Below are 363 nucleotides of genomic sequence, written 5' to 3'. Positions count from 1 at the left end.
GTGCTTGGTGGGGTGTGGGGAGGCCCCACACCATGCCGTCCCTTGGGTGGGTGGTGGTGTGGGGCCTTCGACCCTGTTTTGGGTTGTGTGCTCGGCGGTGTCCTACTCTCCCACACCCTGGCGGGTGCAGTACCATCGGCGCTGGGGGTCTTAGCTTCCGGGTTCGGAATGGGGCCGGGCGTGGCTCCCCCGCTATGACCACCGAGACGTCTTGTCGGGCCGTACACGATCCCCCGCCTTGTGGGGGGGGGTTGGTGTTGGGGTTGGTCCTGGACCGTATAGTGGACGCGCAGCGTTGTTTTCTTTGCCTCACCGGCCCCGTACCGTGTGGTTGGGGGTGGTGTTGTTGTTTGTGTTGGCCAA

1 rRNA gene is annotated in these 363 nt (G+C 64.7%); it reads right to left on the bottom strand.

The features are described 5' to 3' along the window. Window positions 1–89: 89 nt before the first annotated feature. A 5S ribosomal RNA gene (gene rrf / locus CYJ26_RS10525) occupies window positions 90–206 on the bottom strand. Window positions 207–363: the final 157 nt, after the last annotated feature.

This window comes from Actinomyces urogenitalis, assembly GCF_002861525.1.
Classification (GTDB): Bacteria; Actinomycetota; Actinomycetes; order Actinomycetales; family Actinomycetaceae; genus Actinomyces; species Actinomyces urogenitalis.
This window is presented reverse-complemented; position numbering and strand designations above follow the sequence as displayed.